This window comes from Flavobacterium nitratireducens (genome assembly GCF_029625335.1).
GTDB lineage: Bacteria > Bacteroidota > Bacteroidia > Flavobacteriales > Flavobacteriaceae > Flavobacterium > Flavobacterium nitratireducens.
In genome coordinates, this window is the sequence record NZ_CP121111.1 from 1,877,495 (window position 1) to 1,895,359 (window position 17,865).

Annotated in this window: 11 protein-coding genes and 5 pseudogenes; 13 read left to right on the forward strand and 3 right to left on the reverse strand. The window is 34.4% G+C overall.

Going from position 1 to position 17,865, the window contains the following annotated elements:
* Positions 1-53: 53 nt before the first annotated feature.
* The 5 genes and pseudogenes from P5P90_RS08910 to proC all read left to right on the forward strand — a co-directional run bounded on the left by P5P90_RS08910 (position 54) and on the right by proC (position 5,311).
* A pseudogene (locus P5P90_RS08910) lies at positions 54-1,863 on the forward strand (tetratricopeptide repeat protein).
* Between the two features lie 49 nt (positions 1,864-1,912).
* Positions 1,913-2,225: pseudogene (locus P5P90_RS08915) on the forward strand (DUF4286 family protein).
* 133 nt (positions 2,226-2,358) lie between these two features.
* Positions 2,359-3,137 (forward strand): annotated as a pseudogene (gene rsmA, locus P5P90_RS08920) (16S rRNA (adenine(1518)-N(6)/adenine(1519)-N(6))-dimethyltransferase RsmA).
* Positions 3,127-4,478, forward strand: a pseudogene (mgtE, locus tag P5P90_RS08925) (magnesium transporter). Before rsmA ends, mgtE begins: the two co-directional pseudogenes overlap by 11 nt.
* A 53-nt stretch (positions 4,479-4,531) precedes the next feature.
* Positions 4,532-5,311 (forward strand): pyrroline-5-carboxylate reductase, encoded by a 780-nt coding sequence (gene proC / locus P5P90_RS08930; protein ID WP_278034371.1) that lies wholly within the window; start codon positions 4,532-4,534, stop codon positions 5,309-5,311.
* 67 nt (positions 5,312-5,378) lie between these two features.
* Here the strand turns inward: proC and P5P90_RS08940 are convergent.
* A pseudogene (locus tag P5P90_RS08940) lies at positions 5,379-6,278 on the reverse strand (glycoside hydrolase family 43 protein).
* Positions 6,279-6,992: 714 nt separating this feature from the next.
* On the opposite strand from P5P90_RS08940, the gene P5P90_RS08945 reads away from it, so the two are divergent.
* Together P5P90_RS08945 and P5P90_RS08950 are read left to right on the forward strand one after the other, a co-directional pair.
* Complete coding sequence (locus P5P90_RS08945; protein WP_278034373.1) at positions 6,993-7,940, forward strand: 2-hydroxyacid dehydrogenase; 948 nt, start codon at positions 6,993-6,995, stop codon at positions 7,938-7,940.
* A gap of 93 nt (positions 7,941-8,033) precedes the next feature.
* Complete coding sequence (locus tag P5P90_RS08950; protein ID WP_278034374.1) at positions 8,034-8,315, forward strand: TM2 domain-containing protein; 282 nt, start codon at positions 8,034-8,036, stop codon at positions 8,313-8,315.
* A gap of 104 nt (positions 8,316-8,419) precedes the next feature.
* On the opposite strand, the gene P5P90_RS08955 is transcribed toward P5P90_RS08950, so the two are convergent.
* Positions 8,420-10,222, reverse strand: coding sequence for a lysophospholipid acyltransferase family protein (locus tag P5P90_RS08955; RefSeq protein WP_278034375.1), 1,803 nt, complete (start codon positions 10,220-10,222; stop codon positions 8,420-8,422).
* A gap of 137 nt (positions 10,223-10,359) precedes the next feature.
* Here P5P90_RS08955 and P5P90_RS08960 point away from each other — a divergent pair, with 137 nt between their 5' ends.
* The 3 genes from P5P90_RS08960 to P5P90_RS08970 all read left to right on the forward strand — a co-directional run bounded on the left by P5P90_RS08960 (position 10,360) and on the right by P5P90_RS08970 (position 13,286).
* Positions 10,360-11,124, forward strand: coding sequence for an exodeoxyribonuclease III (locus P5P90_RS08960; RefSeq protein ID WP_278034376.1), 765 nt, complete (start codon positions 10,360-10,362; stop codon positions 11,122-11,124).
* A gap of 69 nt (positions 11,125-11,193) precedes the next feature.
* Entirely contained in the window at positions 11,194-12,135 is a 942-nt protein-coding gene (locus P5P90_RS08965; protein WP_278034377.1) for an OmpA family protein, read from the forward strand.
* A gap of 113 nt (positions 12,136-12,248) precedes the next feature.
* Positions 12,249-13,286, forward strand: coding sequence for an NADP(H)-dependent aldo-keto reductase (locus P5P90_RS08970; RefSeq protein WP_278034378.1), 1,038 nt, complete (start codon positions 12,249-12,251; stop codon positions 13,284-13,286).
* A gap of 156 nt (positions 13,287-13,442) precedes the next feature.
* Here the strand turns inward: P5P90_RS08970 and P5P90_RS08975 are convergent, their stop codons facing one another.
* On the reverse strand, positions 13,443-15,404 hold the full coding sequence (locus P5P90_RS08975) for a transglycosylase domain-containing protein (RefSeq protein WP_278034379.1): 1,962 nt from the start codon (positions 15,402-15,404) through the stop codon (positions 13,443-13,445).
* Positions 15,405-15,622: 218 nt separating this feature from the next.
* On the opposite strand from P5P90_RS08975, the gene P5P90_RS08980 reads away from it, so the two are divergent.
* From P5P90_RS08980 to P5P90_RS08990, 3 genes are all read left to right on the forward strand, one after another.
* Positions 15,623-15,994 carry a lipocalin family protein gene (locus P5P90_RS08980; protein ID WP_278034380.1) on the forward strand — a complete coding sequence of 124 codons (372 nt, stop codon included), beginning with the start codon at positions 15,623-15,625 and terminating at the stop codon, positions 15,992-15,994.
* Between the two features lie 97 nt (positions 15,995-16,091).
* Entirely contained in the window at positions 16,092-16,916 is an 825-nt protein-coding gene (locus tag P5P90_RS08985; RefSeq protein ID WP_278034381.1) for an NAD-dependent epimerase/dehydratase family protein, read from the forward strand.
* On the forward strand, positions 16,916-17,860 hold the full coding sequence (locus P5P90_RS08990) for a DMT family transporter (RefSeq protein WP_278034382.1): 945 nt from the start codon (positions 16,916-16,918) through the stop codon (positions 17,858-17,860). The genes P5P90_RS08985 and P5P90_RS08990 overlap by 1 nt, the downstream gene beginning before the upstream one ends.
* The last annotated feature ends 5 nt before the right edge of the window (positions 17,861-17,865 follow it).

Here is a 17,865-nt window from a genome sequence, read left to right on the forward strand (position 1 = left end):
TGGTTTAAAGAAAAAAGAAATTTTTCAAATTTAATTTCAAACCTTATCTGGTTATGAAAAAGCTCTTTCTTTATATCACTTTGTTATTCTCGCTGTTTGCTATTGGTCAAAACGAACAATTAGCACAGTATTATTACGACAAAGGAGATTTTGAAAAAGCCAAAGTAAGTTTTGAAGAATTACTTGCTAATATTCCTCAAAACAATCAATATTTTCTAAGAACAATTGATTGTTATCAGCAATTAAAACAATTTGACATCGCTGAAAAAGCCATACAAAACCGATTTACTAAATACAACTTAACTAGCCTTTTAGTCGAATTAGGTTATAACTTTCAATTACAAAAAAACGACGAAAAAGCCAAAATCTATTACGAACAAGCGATTGATCGGATACGTAAAAACCCCAATGAAGTGTACGGCATAGCCAATGCTTTTGAAAAAAAAGTACAATTAGAATACGCCTTAAAAGCCTACCAAACAGCTACTGAAATCCAACCTAATTTTAATTTTAATTACCAACAAGGATTGCTCTATGGTCAACTGGGTGATTTTGACAAAATGATTACTACATTTTTAGAAGAAGCCTATACAAATCCTCAAAATTCAATTGTAATTCAAAATCAATTTTCACGATTTATAACCGAAGAAGCTGATAATTCCTTTAGTGACGCTCTTAGAAAAGCTTTAATCCTAAAAGTTCAAAAGAATCAGGATTTGTTTTGGAATCGCTATTTAAGTTGGTTTTATGTACAACAAAAAGAATTTGGAAAAGCCTTTATTCAAGAAAAAGCCATTTACAAACGCAATCCCGAATCCCTCTCGTCAATATTAAATCTAGCCAATTTAGCCATTGAGGAAGAAGACCAAGAAGTAGCCAAAGAGATTTTAGATTTTGTTATTTTAAACACCAAAGATTTAGATTTACTAGTTCAAGCCCATAGTTATTTAATTAACTTAAAAATCAAAAAAGCTACTGAAAAAGAATACGCGACAATTAACACCGAAATAGAAGCCCTACTCAAAGAATTTGAAATAAGCCCTTTTACCCTATCTTTGCAGCTCGTTCAGGCCAACTTTGTAACCTTTAATTTAAAGAAACCAGAGCAAGGAAAGGACATCATCAAAAGAGCTTTGGAATTGCAATTAAACAAGTACGAAGTAGCACAAGCTAAAATGAAATTGGCCGACATTTTCCTTTTCGAAGAAAAAATTCAATCAGGCTTTATTGTATTATTCGCAAATTGAAAACGATTTAAAAAACGATGCAGTAGCGCATGAGGCCAGTTTAAAAGCCGCTAAAACCAGCTATTTTAAAGGTGATTTTCCTTGGGCATTAAAACAATTTAAAGAATTGAAAGCCGCAAATACGCAGTTAATTGCCAATGATGCGCTGGAATATTTCTTATTGATTAATGACAACACCGTTGCCGATTCGACACAAACAGCCTTAAAGGAATTTGCCAAAGGCGATTATTTAATCTATCAAAACAGAAATCAAGAAGCCATTACACAGTTTCAATTGATTTTAAAAAATTTCAAAGGGCAAGACTCGAGGGCTATGCCCGAACAGGCGAACCAAATCGAAGCTGTAACCCAATTACGACTGGGCCAACTTTATGAAAAAACCGGCGAATACAACTTGGCTTTAAGCCAATATCAAGCGATTATAGACCATCATAGCGATGGAATTTATATAGACGAAGCGCTCTTTTTTTCGGGAGAAATTTACAGTAAAAAAATAAACGATGCTGAAAAAGCCAAGTCGCTGTTTGAAAAGATTATCTTTAATCATCAGGACAGTATCTACTTTGTAGAAGCCCGAAAGCGATTTAGAGAGTTAAGAGGAGACAAAAATTTATAAAAATGTTAATCGGTTAGTCGTTGATTCGGTTAACCAAATAAACAAACAAATGATTATATACAACGTTACTACAAATATTCACGAAAGTGTTCACGACCAATGGATGATTTGGATGCAACACAAACACATCCCTGAAATGTTAGCAACCGGAAAATTTACAAATGCCAAATTAGTTCGTGTTTTAGTAGAAGAAGAAATGGGCGGAGTGACTTACTCAGCTCAATTTACAACCGATAGTTTAGTAACCTTAGAAAAATTCTATCAGGAAAATGAGGCTGTATTTCAAGCAGAAGGTCAAAAAGCTTTTTGGAGAAAAAATGCTTACTTTCCGTACGGAATTACAAGTGATTTCGGAACATTAGAGATAACTGGACTAAAGTCCAGCCTTACAAAATATGTCGAGCCGATGGCTCTTTGAAATTAGTAAAGTTCCGTAGGAACGAATCATATTGTAGCAACGGATTTTAATCCGTTGAAAACAAAAGCAAAAAAATCATGGATAAAGTAAAAGCAAAAAAACACCTTGGACAACATTTCTTAAAAGACGAAAGTATCGCTGCAGCTATTGCCGACACATTAAGTTTACAAGGATATGAAGACGTACTGGAAATAGGACCAGGAATGGGTGTTCTAACCAAATACCTTTTGGACAAACCCATTACTACCTATGTAATTGAAATTGATACGGAATCGGTGGATTATTTAAATGCGCATTATCCAAAATTACACGGCAAAATTATTTCTCAGGATTTTCTAAAATACAATATCAACGAAGTTTTTAGCAACAAACCATTTGCTATCATAGGAAACTTCCCTTATAACATTTCTACCCAAATCGTTTTTAGAGTATTAGAATTCAAAGCGCAAATTCCTGAATTTTCAGGTATGTTTCAAAAAGAAGTAGCCGAACGCATTTGTGAAAAAAAGGCAGCAAGGCTTACGGAATTTTATCGGTATTAGCTCAGGCTTTTTACGATACCGAATATCTTTTTACAGTTGATGAAAACGTATTTAACCCACCTCCAAAAGTAAAATCAGGAGTGATGCGAATGCGTAGAAAAGAAGATTATAGCTTGCCATGTGGCGAAAAATTATTCTTTACAGTGGTAAAAACCGCTTTTCAACAACGACGCAAAACCTTACGTAACAGTTTAAAAACACTCGATTTATCGGATAATTTAAGAGAAGATAGTATCTTTGACCTCCGTCCGGAGCAATTGGACGTTGCACAATTTATCGAACTTACTCAAAAAATAGAAGCCGATGGAATTTAAAATCAGCAAAGACTTAATTCTCGAACTCAAACAGCACATTGCGAATCATCAGGACAAGGAATTAGAATCCTTACTGAATGACATGCACCATGCTGATATTGCCGAGATTTTAGACGAGCTTGATTTTGATGAAGCTACCTATATTTTTAAAGTTCTAGATTCCGAAAAAACAGCAGAAATTCTTCTAGAATTAGAAGATGATTTGCGTGAAAATATCTTGAGTCGCCTTTCGGCCAAAGAAATTGCCGAGGAATTAGACGAGCTCGACACCGATGATGCCGCAGATATCATTGCCGAGCTTTCCCAATCCAAAAAAGAAGAGGTAATCTCAGAGTTAGAAGACTTAGAACACGCTAAAGACATCATCGACTTATTGCGCTATGATGAAGATACCGCAGGGGGTTTGATGGGGAAAGAGTTAGTAAAAGTCAATGAAAACTGGAACGTACTAACCTGTGTTAAAGAAATGCGTGCTCAAGCAGAAAATGTTTCTAGAGTACATTCTATTTATGTAGTTGATGATCAAAATCGATTAAAAGGACGATTATCACTCAAAGATTTATTAACCACATCCACAAAAGCACAAATCTCTGAAATTTACATCAAAAACGTTACCTCTGTAAGTGTTGATGCCGAAGATGTGGAAGTAGCAAGAATCATGCAAAAATACGATTTGGAGGCTATTCCAGTAATTGATGCCATGGGTCGATTAGTGGGTCGAATTACCATTGATGATATTATTGACGTAATCCGTGAAGAAGCTGATAAAGATTACCAATTAGCAGCGGGTATCTCTCAAGACGTAGAAGCCGATGATAGCATTCTTGAATTGACTAAAGCACGATTACCTTGGTTAGTTTTAGCACTTTTAGGAGGATTCATAACAGTAAGGGTACTGGGATTGTTTGAAAGCGCTATGGCCGAACACGGTAAATTATTCTTTTTACACCCTTAATTGCTGCAATGGCGGGGAATGTTGGTGTACAATCCTCAGCTATCATTGTTCAGGGTTTAGCCAATGATACTTTGAGTGGCTCCCTATTTAATAGATTGATAAAAGAAATTTCACAAAGTTTGTTAAGTGGTTCCATATTAGCATTCATATTATTTGTTGGAAGTTATCTTATTTTAAACGAACCTGTAATCATTGGATTTGTAATTTGTACTGCCTTGATTTCAGTAATTATAATTGCATCTTTAATCGGTACATTTGTACCATTATTACTGGATAAATTTGGAATTGACCCTGCTCTCGCAACAGGACCATTTATCACAACGAGTAATGACATTTGCGGAATCTTAATCTATTTTTCAATTGCAAAATTGATTTTAGGATTTTAAATATTTACAATACCAAAATCACTTTTTAATATCGAATTTATAAATTTTAGAAAATGAAAGTACACATAATAGGAGGAGGTAATCTAGGTTCGGCCATTGCATTAGGAATGGCAAAAACGACTAGTGAACACCAAATTACAGTTACAAGAAGAAATACCGCTAGCATCCTTTATTTAGAAAAATTAGGCGTTACGGTTACTACCGACAACAAACACAACATCCAGGAGGCTGATGTTATCATCTTAACGATAAAACCTTATCAGGTGGAAACGGTTTTAAAAGAAATCCTTCCGGTGATATCTAATAAAACGATTGCTTCGGCTGTAACAGGATTATCAACTGAAGCTTTGCAGAAGAAAATTGGACCAAACCATCAAGCAGTTCGTATTATGCCTAATATTGCGGCTCAATATGCAGCATCAGCAACCTGTATTGCCTTTGATGAAAAACATGCAGCCGAAGGACAAAAACTAGTTACCATTTTTGAATCATTAGGAACAGCACCTGTTATTGACGAAAAATTAATGGATGCTGCCACAGTTTTAGCTGCTAGTGGAACCGCTTTTGCCTTGCGTTATATTAGAGCTTCTATGCAGGCAGGAATCGAGATTGGTTTTGACTGGAAAACAGCATTAGCAATTTCAGCACAAACTGTAAAAGGCGCTGCCGAAATGGTAATGGAAGAACAAATGCATCCAGAACAATTAATCGATCGAGTTACAACACCTCAAGGTTGTACAATTACAGGATTAAGCGAAATGGAATCACATGGCTTCAGTTCGTCTATCATCCGCGGAATTAAAGCAGCCGTTAAGAAAATTAAGGATCTTTAAAATTTTAGTTTAAAAAAAGGCCTCCCAAAAAAAATGAGAGGCCCTTTCCACTAATATAAAAAAACAACTATTCTTTCCTCTTGGCTTTCAAAGCCATTTTGTTATCATCTATATCCTGACCAAAATCAGGCATACCGTCCTTTGTCCATCTCAACACTCTAGCACGAGTATGACGATTAGGATCAGACAAAGCATCTCCTTGTATCTTTTCATAATCGCGGGCATGATAAATCATAATATCTGTTTTCCCATCTTCACTTAAAGTAAAACAATTATGCCCTGGTCAGTAACGTTTAAATTTTTCATTGGTAAAGAAAACAGGTTGGCCTAATTTGTGCCAAGAAGCAGGATCTAATAAGTCGGCGCCTTCATTTGCCCAAAGCAAACCTAGACAATAGGTCGCATCAGTAGCACTAGCTGAAAAAGTCATAAATACTTTGCCGTTTTTCACCAATACCGCCGGTCCTTCATTCACTTTATAAGTATGCATTTCCCAATCTTAATCAGGCTGGCTAATAACCACTTGTTTTTCATCAACCGTTGTTGGGCTTGTCATTTTGGCAATGTATAAACTAGTATTTACTACATTTCCAGGACCTCTATCCACCCAAACCAAGTAACGTTGCCCTTTTAGTACAAAAGTGGTAGCATCTAATGCAAAAATATCTTTATTGGTTTTCAATTGACCTTCTTCTTTCCACTCTCCTTTTGTTGGATCTTCAGAAGGATTAGACAAAGCATACATACGTATTTTCCATATATCTTCGGCTGAACCCGCAGCAAAATATATATACCATTTACCCTCAATACGATGCAACTCAGGAGCCCAAATATGATGACCCATAGGACCTGAATTGTGTTTACGCCATACAACTACCGGTTTTGCTTGTTTAATACCATTAATCGTTTTTGAACTTCGAATTTCAATTCGGTCATATTCAGGAGCAGTTGCAATAAAATAATAAATCCCCTCTGGTGTTTATGTCACAAAAGGATCGGCACGCTGCACAGCTATAGGATTCTCAAATTGGTTCTTTTTAAGTTTTTGAGCATAGCTATTTATTCCCAAAATAATAAAACTAAAAACTACACAAATACGTAAAAATTGTAAAGATAAATTCATAATAATCTTCTAAAAAGCGAAACAATAATTTTAAATGTAATATTTACATTTATTAAAAAGATTGTAAATATAATGTATTTAATGTTTCATTTTTTGAAAATTTAAAAATTAACAAAAAAAGCTTTTTTAGACTTATTTAAAATGTAAAAATAGTAATGCAAATTATTAATAATCATGTATTTTATCGGTTAAAAAAGCACGATATCGAAAACCCTAAAAGTTCCTTTTATAAAACTAAAAAATACTGTAATTTTATAACAAAGAGAGCCCAATCTACTTTTGACTTTTCTATTTAATGGTTTACTGGGGTTACTAACACTAAATAAGCATTATTATGAAAAAGTTATTCAACATGTTTTACGACAAAATCTCACGCTTTTTATTCGGAGACGAAACTATGGTGAGATATTAAACCAATACCAGAAATAAAAAAACCGCAGCTTATGTAAAAAATTACTTTTAGGTTTTTGATTAATTCAACAGAAAACCATTTCTGATTTTATTTAAAATCAGAAATGGTTTTTTTGTTATTTTTGATTCCTCAATAGAAAAGGAATTATGAGCATCAAAATACTTCACATCGATAGCAACCATCCTGTTTTACTTCAACAATTACAGGAAGCCGGTTATGAAAACCATGAAGATTTCAAATCATCAAAAGAAGCTATCGAAGCCAAGATAAAGGATTACCACGGCATAGTTATTCGAAGTCGTTTTAAGATTGACAAAAACTTCATTGACAAAGCTACAAATTTGCAATTTATTGCTCGTGTAGGAGCTGGTTTAGAAAGTATTGACTGTGATTATGCTTCTTCAAAAAACATAGCCTTGATAGCGGCTCCTGAAGGGAATCGCAATGCAGTTGCTGAACATTCTCTAGGTATGCTATTATCGCTATTTAATAATTTGAATCGTGCCGATCGAGAAATTCGCGCAGGACATTGGAACCGAGAAAGCAACCGCGGACATGAATTAGATGGAAAAACGGTTGGAATTATTGGTTATGGTAACATGGGAAAATGGTTTGCTAAGAAATTGAGAGGTTTTGATGTTGAAGTACTTTGTTATGACATCAAAGATAATGTGGGTGATGAAAACGCCAAACAGGTTTCATTAACCGAATTACAACAAAAAACAGACGTTTTAAGTTTGCACCTTCCTTGGACTCCAGAAACTGATAAAATGGTCAATACTGCCTTTATTAACGCTTTTGCAAAAGCATTCTGGATACTTAATACCTCAAGAGGAAAAAACATCGTTACAGCCGACTTAGTGGCAGCCCTTCAATCCAAGAGGATATTAGGAGCAGGACTAGATGTTTTAGAATATGAGAAACTTTCCTTCGAAACATTATTTCAAGATAAAAATACACCCGAAGCCTTTCAGTATTTATTAGAAGCCGATAATGTATTATTATCTCCCCATGTAGCGGGATGGACATTTGAAAGTCATGAACGACTTGCACAAACAATAGTTGATAAAATCAAAGCTTTGTATTCCAAATAAAACAGAAACACACTGTATTTAAGGAATTTATATTTTCGATTTACAAAATAATTTCATAAATTTATTTATTGATAATCACTAAATTATAGGGTTATGGAAAATTCAAAATATGAACACTGGAATCAACCGCAAGCATTTGAAGAAGACAATAAAAGAATTGCCGCTGGCATATTAGCCATTATTTTAGGACCTTTTGGTATCCATAAATTTTTATTAGGTTATACCAAAGAAGGTATAATTTGGCTATTTCTAAGTTTGATTAGTTTTGCTACACTAACAGGCTTATTAGGACTTATAGAAGGCATCATTTATTTGACTAAATCAGATGAAGAATTTATAAAAACCTATCAAATAGGTCGAAAACCTTGGTTTTAAGAATTAAGATTAACTGTAAAATAAAAACCGCTCATTAGCAGAATTGAGAATTAATTTACTAATCAGCGGTTGTGTGTTATATGTACTATTATTATTAAGGAAACTTACTCCCCTTTTTCACTTAATTTCTTTTCTAATTCCGCTTGAAATTCTTCCATAACAGGCTTCATAGTACTTTCTGGAATATCTGCAATTCGGATATACATTAAACCATCAATAGCATTATTAAATAACGGATCGACATTGAAAGCCACTACTCTTGCGTTTTGTTTGATGTATTTTTTAATTAATACTGGCAAACGAAGTACTCCAGGCTCTAACTCATCAATAATCTTATCAAATTTATTCAAATCGGCTTCTGTTTCATTGAAAATAAAATCCTTATCGGCATCCTTCAATTTAACTTTATATGCTTTTTTAGGATGAATGTACTGCGCAATATACGGATCATAATAATTGGACTTCATAAACTCAATCATCAATGATTTAGAAAAATCCGAAAATTGATTGCTTATACTTACTCCACCAATTAGATATTTATGTTCTGGAAAACGCAAAGTAGTATGAATAATTCCTTTCCAGAGTAAAAACAAAGGCATTGGTTTTTGCTGATATTCTTTGATAATAAAAGCACGTCCCATTTCGATAGAATGCTGCATGGTTTCAAACAATTCTGGTTCAAAACGGAACAATTCATTCAAATAAAAACCTTCAATACCATATTTAGGATAAATTTCTCCTCCTAATCCCATTCGATAAGCACCTGCAATTTTTTGCGCCTCATCATCCCATAAGAAAAGATGGTGATAGTATTTATCAAATTTATCCAAATCAATAGATTCGTTAGTCCCTTCTCCTACTTCTCTAAAAGTAATTTCTCGTAAGCGACCTATCTCATGTAAAATACTAGGAATCCTATTTGCTTCTGTAAAAAAGACTTCATAATTCTTGCTCTGAAGCAATCGGCAATCGGTATTTCTTAAGGCATTTACTTCAGCAATAATCTTATCTTGATTTGCAGGAGTAGCAATTTCTTTTGGATTCTTAGTAATTTTTAGATTAGGAGTCGTAATCAATTTACTTTCCTTTTCAAACGGATTCGCTAACATATAGGTTTTCTTTCTCAAGAATTCCGAATAGGCATCAATATTTTCGTATTCATTTTGTTCAGCAACCGAAATCGGTTTACCAATTCTAACCTTAATCACGCGGTTCTTTTGACTAAACAATTCCGAAGGCAATTTGGCTGTACGTAATGTACCACTGATTTTAGAAAGCAAATAAAACAGATTACTGTTTTTAGCATGGAAATAAATAGGAATAACCGGCACTTGGGCTTTTCGAATCACCTTAATAGCCCCTTCTTCCCAAGGCTTATCCACTATCAGCTGACCATCTTTGTAACTAGAAACTTCTCCTGCCGGAAACATCCCAAGAGGCTTTCCATCACTTAAATGACGTAACGTTTCTTTTATACCTAAAACACTGGATTTTTTATCCTTATGATTTTCAAAAGGATTAACTGGCATTATATATTGCTTTAAAGGCTCAATACGATGCAATAGAAAATTAGCAATAATCTTAAAATTAGGCTCTTTTTCAAGCATTAATTTCAACAACAAAATCCCATCTATCCCTCCAAGTGGATGATTCGATATGGTAATGTAAGCGCCATCTTTAGGCAAACGCTTGTAATCTTCTTCTGGTATTTCAAATTTTATTTGTAAATCATCTACAATTCCATTTAAAAAATCGATTTCTTTTAAATGTTTGTTACGATTATACACTTTATTTAGTGTAGAAATTTTGAGCACTTTCATCAATAGCCACCCGGAAAAAGTCCCTAAGACCCCGTATTTCTCAACATTTATTGCTTTTGCAACTTCTTTAGCGGTAACTAAACCCATTTATATTTTTCTTTTTTGAGCGAAAAACAAAGATAGAAAAAAACTCCATTATCCGACTATATGCCGAATTTGATTTTAATATTTACCAATAGTCCCTTATATTTTTTAGTATTTTTGGAAATCTAAAAAATAAAAAAATGAGGATTTTATCGTATAATGTCAATGGCATTCGAGCCGCTATTACAAAAGGTTTTATCAATTGGTTAGAACAAGCAAAACCCGATGTGGTTTGTCTTCAGGAAATTAAGGCAACTCCGGACCAACTCCCTTTAATGGATTTTGAAATGGCGGGTTACCCATACCATTATTGGTTTCCTGCTACCAAAAAAGGCTATAGTGGTGTTGCTATTTTATCTAAAACAAAGCCAAAAAATGTAGTTTATGGCACAGGAATTGAGCACATGGACTTCGAAGGACGAAATATTCGTGTCGATTTTGAGGATTTTTCAGTGATGAGTTTGTATTTGCCTTCGGGAACAAATATTGAAAGATTGAATCATAAATTCCAATATATGGATGATTTCCAAAATTATATTAATGAATTGAAAAAGGAAATCCCTAACCTCATCATTTGTGGTGATTACAATATTTGTCACGAAGCCATCGACATTCACGACCCAATAAGAAACGCTAAAGTTTCTGGTTTTCTTCCTGAAGAACGTGCATGGCTAGACGGGTTCTTGAAAAATGGTTTTATAGACAGTTTCCGATTTTTAAACAAAGAACCTGGTAATTATTCTTGGTGGACGGTACGCGTAAAAACCGCAAGAGCCGAAAATAAAGGTTGGCGTATTGATTATTGTTTGGTTAGTGAACCTTTAAAAGAAAAGATCAAAAGAGCACTAATTTTACCAGAAGCAAAACATTCTGACCATTGCCCCGTTCTTGTAGATATAGAATAAAAAACAATTGCAATAGCAATTGCAATGACAATGTAAAAAAATATTTAGGTTCAAATAAAATTAAATAACATGATAAAAAAAATTTCAATAGGGCTATTAGTTCTAGCGCTTTCAACCTCTTGTGTTTCTAAAAAAATATATACCGACTTAGAAAACAAGTACAATGATCTTAAAAAAGAAAACGGTAACTTATCCGATGAAAACGAGTCTTTGCTAAAAGCGAAAAACCAATTGGAATTAGATCGTGATGCTTTAAAAAATGAATTAAGCAAAATCAAATCAGAACGTGACAAACTAACTGCCGATCAAAATGCATTAAATGAAAAAATTGCTCGCCTTCAAGAATCCTACAATGCTTTAGAGAAAAACAGCAATGATGCTTTGCAATCTAACATGAAAAAGAATCGCGACTTATTAGCCGAATTAGAAGCCAAACAAAAAGCATTATCGATCGAACAGGAACGTTTAAGCAAAAGTGCGCAACGTTTAAATGAATTAGAGGATATGATTGCCGCCAAAGAAGCAGCAATGCGAAAATTAAAAGAAACCTTATCTAAAGCTTTAAATGGTTTTGAAGGCAAAGGTTTGACAGTAGAACAAAAAAACGGAAAAGTATATGTTTCTATGGAAAACAAACTACTTTTCAACTCAGGAAGCTGGGCGGTGAGTTCTGAAGGTAAAAAAGCAGTAGTAGAACTTGGAAAGGTATTAGGTGAAAACCCAGATATTGCCGTGCTTATTGAAGGTCACACCGACAATGATCCTTACGGAGGTTCAGGACCAATTGCGGACAACTGGGATTTATCAACTAAAAGAGCCACTGCTATTGTAGCTATATTAAGCGAAAACAAAGCCATCAACAAAAAGAATCTGACTGCTGCCGGTCGTGGAGAGTTTTCACCATTAGCCACGAATGAAACTGCTGAAGGAAAAGCGAAAAACCGCAGAATCGAAATTATTCTAACACCAAAACTAGATGAAATTGCCGAAATGTTGAACGAAATCAACTAAAACGCATTAAATAAAAGTTAAAAAGCTTCGAAGAACACCTTCGAAGCTTTTTTGATTAAAGTTCTTCCTTAAATCCTTTGTAACTTTATCTTTTAAATTTTATAAATTCTAAAATGAAATACACTACACTACCCAATACTGACATAAAAGTGAGCAAAATATGCCTTGGCACAATGACTTTTGGCGAACAAAACTCGGAAGCAGAGGGCCATGCCCAAATGGATTATGCTGTGGCAAACGGTGTCAACTTTTTTGATACAGCCGAAATGTATTCCGTTCCAGCCCGTCAAGAAACCTATGGAAGTACCGAGAAAATCTTGGGAAGCTGGTTTAAAAAAACTGGTAAAAGAGACGAAATTGTTTTGGCTACCAAAATTGCAGGACCGAATCCGAATTTCACTTATATGCGTGAAAAAAACGACTTTTCTCCTGCCAGCATTAAATTTGCTTTAGACCATAGTTTGCAACGTTTACAAACCGATTATATCGATTTGTACCAACTCCACTGGCCAGAACGCAAAACCAATTTCTTTGGAAAAAGAGGTTTTGAAAGTCAGGAAGACGGCTGGGAAGACAACATTCAAGAAGTTTTAGAAACCTTAGAAAGTTTTATCAAAGCAGGTAAAATCAAACACATCGGGCTTTCAAATGAAACGCCTTGGGGGATTATGCGTTTTCTGAACGAGAGTAAATACAACCATTTACCTAAAATTAGTACGATACAAAATCCTTATTCATTACTAAATCGTCAGTTTGAAGTGGGTTCTGCCGAAATTTGTATGCGTGAAAACGTGGGGCTATTTGCGTATTCTCCACTTGCTTTTGGTGTGCTTTCAGGGAAATTCTTAACAGGCGAAAGTCACCCAAATGCACGTATCAAATTGTTTCCTCAATTTTCAAGATACAATAGTGCTCAATGCAACGAAGCAACGCAACGCTATAGTGAAATTGCTAAAAAACACGGAATTTCTTTGGCACAAATGGCTTTGGCTTTTGTAAACCAACAGGCTTTTGTAACCAGTAATATTATTGGAGCGACTACTTTGGAACAATTAAAGGAAAACATTGGTTCCATTGATCTTGTTTTATCCGACGAAATTATCGCAGAAATCAATGCAGTTCACGCTGTAATTCCTGATCCTGCACCATAATTATTAAACCGCAAAGTTTATTTAAGTTTTTCGCAAAGAACACTAAGATAAATTTTAAATAAACCATTAAGAAGTTAAGCTTCATTAAGTTAAACCTTAACTTCTTAATGGTTTTTTATCAATAAGACTTTCAACTTTAACTCCTTAGTGTTTAAACTAAAATTCAAATTCATCATTCATTTTCAAAGAATCTACCACCGTAGTATCTTTCACTTTAATACGAAGTAGCGATTTAGCAGGTCCAGACAAAACGGTTTGCTGCGTTTTGTAGATAGTATCATCCACGGTAAGCAATCCGCGTTTAATCATCAGATTGGTTAAAAAAGAAACCTGATTCATCGCCGAATCTTTCAGATTTCCTTCGTCATTAAACAAATACATGAATTTCTTGGGACTTGGAATCACTCTTGCTAAGAACAAACATTCGTTAAAAGTCAAATCGGCTGGTGTTTTCTGGAAATAATACTGCGCTGCTTCGCCTATTCCATACACATTTGGTCCCCATTCGATAATATTGAAATAGACTTCCAGCATGCGTTCTTTGCTAACAATTCGGTTGTTTTCCAAGATGTAAACCAATAGAATTTCTTCTAATTTTCGAGACAAAGTTTTCTCTCTTGTCAGAAAAACATTCTTGATTAATTGCATGCTAATAGTACTCGCTCCACGAGAAAACTTCTTCGTTCGAATGTTTTTTACAATAGACTGCTTAAAAGCCTCATTGATAAAACCATGATGATTAAAGAAAGAAGGATCTTCGGTTGTCAATACACATTTTTGTAAATAGGGCGAAATCTGATCGAGTGGTGTATAATTCACATTGGCAGCACCCACTAAAACAGGACGCTGCAATACTCCGTTGATAATAGCACGGTAAATAAATTCGCCATTCAATTTATTCAAATTGGCTTCACCATACTTTGTAATTCTAAGATTTTCTTTTCTTAGATTACTATTGAAAACCAAGGCATTGGGTTTGTTTTTATTGTACTCAAAATCTAAGTTATAATCAAAAGTTCCTTCGGCTTCCATTCCTTGAAAATGCGTAAACAAACCATCAGGAAGCGATGTGATAAAATCTTGTGCTTTTGTTTTTGGGATATTGATTTTGAGTTTATAAATGGTATCTTCTTCCGTTTCATAAGCCAAATACGGATGGAATTTCACCTTATTAAATTGCACTGTCGAATTACTATCCACTGAAATAAAATCGGAACCTAAAAGGAATCGGTAATCAAAACGAGCATTCTTAATCAGCACATCTTTTTTAGCAATTTTAGCATGATTGATTTTCAAATTAGCAATCGAGGCAAAACCATCAATGTGGAGTTCCCCCATGCTTTTATCAATATTGTCAACATTTAAACGAATGGAATCAAAACTAGAAATGAGATTATAGCGTTCATCAAAATAAGGCACTTTGATTGCTCCAGTATCTATATTAAATAATCGAATATCGGCACGTTTGTTTCTTGGATCAGCAAAACCTTTTATTTTCCAGCGCTGTGCAAAAGTGTTCGTTTTAACCTGAATAGAAGTTTCTAATTCTTTATTAGACAACACTAATTTCTGAATATCAATTCTGGCTTTTTTACCGTTATCATCCAGTTTAAAGCTTAAGTTCTCGACATTCATATCCGTTGGAATGAGATTCAATACTCTAGAAATAATTCGGTAAGCAAAAGCCGCATAATCTCTTTTATCCGTTGATTTTTCTTCGTCTTTATCTCTTTTTAAAAAGGCTTCAAAATTCTTGACTTTTCCTTTTTTGGTCAATTGGATATAACCCTTACTAATTTCCAAAGTTCCTAATTGAACATCTCCAACCAATAATTTCCATAGATTAACCGAAGTTTTGATTTTATGAATCGAAAAAAGAGTATCCGCATGATTGGGAACCAAAGTCACATCGGTAAAATGAACTCCGGATAGTCCATCAAAACCCGCTTCTTTAACCAAAAATTGACTCTCATAATCGACTTCCATTTTATGAGCTGTTTTGGCTATAATTTGTTGCAAAAGCGCTTCTCTAAAACTAAAAATCCCAATAGCAGCCAACGCGATTATGACAAACACTATTTTAAAACCTAAGACTATTTTTTGTTTACGGCTTCTCATTATTACAGAAAGATTTTTTGGAAAAAAGCTAAAATAGTAACTTTTTCACTTTTATCAGGAATCTTAACTTAAAGTTTAAAAAATGATAAATGGCAATCTGTTATTTGGAGGAAATAATCATTTGAATTTTCGCCTAAGTCCAACACAATGCATTGAAATATAGCTAATTTCAAAAAAATATCGTAACTTAGAGGTAACTAACCCAAACTTATAAAATCATGAAAAAATCAATTTTACATACACTAGGCTTAACAACAATAGCAGCGCTTATCTTGTTTTCGTGCCATGAAAAAAGAAATGAATTAGTGGATTCCTGGAAAATAACCAACGTAGAAGCTAAAACAACCCTTTCAGATTCTATTAAAAATGAAATCTTAACTAAAGGGACACTAACTTTTACGAAAGACGGCCATGTAGACGGTTTTTTAGAAGGCGAAATCAATAATGGAACTTTTGCCTTAACCAAAAAAGGAAAAAACCTGACCATTAAAGATGAAACAGGCACTCCCTATCCTTATGACTGCATGATTACAGATGACCAAATAGTTCTAGAAAATGAGGATATGAAAATAACGCTTGTTAAAAAATAGAAGAAATAAAATCTGCAACCTAAAAAAAGAATCCTTTGCAACTCAAAAAAAACCAAATATTAATGAGAAATTTGTATTCTGAAAAATGAAGAGCAAAATGACACAAATTAGCATTTTAGGTTGTGGATGGTTAGGACTTCCTTTGGCGAAAGCCTTATTAGAAAAAGGCTATTCAGTAAAAGGTTCCACTACTACTATCGATAAAAAAGAATTACTAGAAAATGCTGGTATAACGCATTATCCCATTGCGTTGGAAGTCGAAAATTTCTCACCTCCAGTTGATGCCTTTTTGGACAGAAGTCAAACATTGATCATTGCTATTCCTCCCAAATTAAGAGGAAAAAACAAAGATTATTCGGATGCTCCAAACACTTCCTTTGTTCAAAAAATTAAAAATCTAGTGCCATTTATCGAAAAAACTTCGGTAGCAAATGTACTCTTCATCAGTTCGACAGCAGTGTATGGCGAAGGCAATGAAACAATTGACGAAAACGCCGTTCCCAATCCTGTAACGGAAAGCGGAAAACAATTATTGGAAATTGAACAACTATTACTTTCTAATACCCATTTTAAAACTACTATTTTGCGTTTTGGAGGTTTAATAGGTCCCGATAGAAATCCCGCTCGATTCCTAGCAGGAAAAGAAAATGTTCCTAATCCCGATGCGCCTGTCAATTTGATTCATTTGGAAGATTGTATTGGCATTATCCATAAAATTATAACTACTGATTGCTGGAATACAACGTTGAACGCGGCATCTCCTTTTCACCCAAGCCGAAAAGTCTATTACACACAAAAAGCCCTAGACGAAAACTTAGTACCGCCCTCTTTTAATGAGGACGCCCCATCGGTAGGGAAAACAATTTCATCAGAACATCTCATAAGAGTTTTAAATTACACCTTCAAAAAACCTCAATTATAGTGATTACTAAAGTTAAAAATGCTGTTTCAACTCGTGTAAACGCTATAGAACTTCCTATGTTAGCCCTTATTTGGGTAGGATTCTTTTGGGGAACTACTTGGATTGCATCCAAGGAAGGAGTGCGTTACATACCCGGAATTCAAATGGCTGCCATCCGACAATTTATAGCCGGTTTGTTGTACATACTCTATTTAATTTTTACGAAATCTCCTTGGCCAAAAGGAAAACAATGGAAAACCATCGTAATTCTAGCCATTCTTAATTTTACGATGAGTAACGGATTGAGTACCGCAGGCGTTAAATACATCAGTAGTGGTTTAGGAGCCATAATTGCCGCTATCTTTCCCATTTGGATTGTAATTATATCGTATTTTAGAGGAGAAAAAATTGCTAAACTAGCCGTAACAGGTGTATTCGTTTGTTTTGGTGGTGTTTGTGTTATTTTTTACGAATACCTAGCCGATTTCCTAAGACCTGATTTTCAATTGGGAATTTTTCTTTCGGTAGTAGCTACCATAACCTGGGCTTTTGGTACATTGTACACTAAGAAAAAAGCCGCCTCTTATAATCCCTATTTCAGTATTGGGTTTCAAATGTTTATTTCGAGTATTCTACTATTTGCTTATAACGGTGCTACAGGAATTTCAGTCAATTTAAACGAAATCCCTTTAAACACTTGGCTGGCAATAGCCTATCTAGTTATTGTAGGTTCACTAATCACTTTTACGGTTTTCATTTATTCTTTGCAACATCTTCCACCAGAGATGAGCAGTCTTTATGCCTACATGAATCCTGTGGTTGCGGTACTTTTAGGTTCGATAATTTTTGGCGAAACATTGAGTATTTCGATAGCTATTGGAGGAATTGTAACCTTATTTGGTTTGTATTTAGTGAACAAATCTTTACGTAAAAGCAAAAAGAAGACCAACATTTTAATCAAATAAAGCTT